This is a genomic window from Kitasatospora sp. NPDC059571, from assembly GCF_042735675.1.
GTDB lineage: Bacteria > Actinomycetota > Actinomycetes > Streptomycetales > Streptomycetaceae > Kitasatospora.
The window spans coordinates 13,868-15,198 of record NZ_JBHWBW010000028.1 but is presented as its reverse complement, the minus strand read 5'-3'; the positions used below and the strand labels follow the sequence as shown (position 1 = coordinate 15,198).

Annotated in this window: 1 protein-coding gene; it reads right to left on the bottom strand. The window is 73.9% G+C overall.

Annotated features, from left to right (window positions below):
• Window positions 1–51: 51 nt before the first annotated feature.
• Entirely contained in the window at window positions 52–747 is a 696-nt protein-coding gene (locus ACFV0G_RS05920; RefSeq protein ID WP_380542252.1) for an HNH endonuclease family protein, read from the bottom strand.
• Between the last annotated feature and the right edge of the window lie 584 nt (window positions 748–1,331).

Below are 1,331 nucleotides of genomic sequence, written 5' to 3'. Positions count from 1 at the left end.
GCGGCCCCCCCGCGTCCCGTGCTCGCGCGCCGGGCGGCGCGAGCGCGGGTGTCAGTTGGCGAGGACGACAGTGAGGTCCTCGTTCGGGCAGCCAGATTCCAGGTCTTGCAGGGCGGTCTTCTCGCGGTCGTCGACGCTCAGGTGCCAGCGGGTTTTGATCGCGGTCCAGTCCGCAAGGTAAGTGCACCGGTACGCCGTCGCCGGGGGCAGCCAGTCGGCGACATCCTTGTCGGCCTTGGCCCGGTTCGAGGCGGCGGACACCGCGATCAGTGCGCGGGGCTCGTCGAGGTCGTTGGCGTACGCCTCGCGCTCCTTCGCCGTCCAGGCAAAGGCGCCGGAGGCCCAGGCCTCGGCCAGCGGCACCAGGTGGTCGACGTCAAGCCTGCCGGCGTCGGTGAAGACCAGATCGTCGTAACGCGACCACCAAGACCCGCCCACAAGGGCGCACTTCGGCCCGATCTCCGGGGCGGTGACCGCCTCGGCGATCAGGACCTCCTTGTGCGCGTCGCAGCCGTCCCGGTCCGCGTCCACCCAGTGCCTGAACGCGGTGCGGACGTAGCCGTTGCGGCTCTCCGCGGCGACCGGGAGTGCCTCGATCGCCTCGTAGAGCGTGGTGGTGACGCTCTCCCCCGCCGCCCGGTGGACCGCGGGTCCGGGCACGGCGGCCGCGCCCGCCGGGTCGGCAGCGACCAGCACGGTCGTGGCGAGCGAGGCGAGAGCGGCAGCAAGGACGGGGCGCAGGCGCACGGCGGGCACTCCAGGCGGGGGCGGTCGGCGGTGTCCCCCGGCTCAACGCGGCCGTCCGTCAATGCGGACGGCCTGGTGCACCCTCTCACCCGTACGTGTGCGACCTGGCTGCGGGGCCGGCTGATCGCGACGGCGAAAGCCCGCAGGGCTCATGTGCGATGCCAGGACTGCGGGTGACTGCTGCTGATGCCTACCGTCGCGGGGGCGTGCCCGGGTCGGAGAAGAGTGAGCCGTCGTGGGCCAAGGGCCGGCGGGCCGGGGCCGGAGCGGCGGATTCGACGCCGGGCGGAGGCAGGAAGAGGGCCCGGTCGATCGGTGGGAGCTCCCGCCGTCCGGGCCGCCCAGCCTGGTCTGTGGCGGGTTCGGAGAAGTCGGGCAGGCTCAGCGGGCGGCGATCATTCGTCACGCCCGCCAGTCTCGCCCAACTCCGTGCCGTCAAACCCCCTTCGTCAGACCCTGGGCGGCAGCCGGCGCGCGTGGGAATGGTCGGGGGCCCGCGGGGGGCGGGGGGGCGCCACCGCGGGCGCGGGTGTGAACGCAGCACCTCCCGATGCCCCGCCACACAGCCGCGTATGACCCCGGGG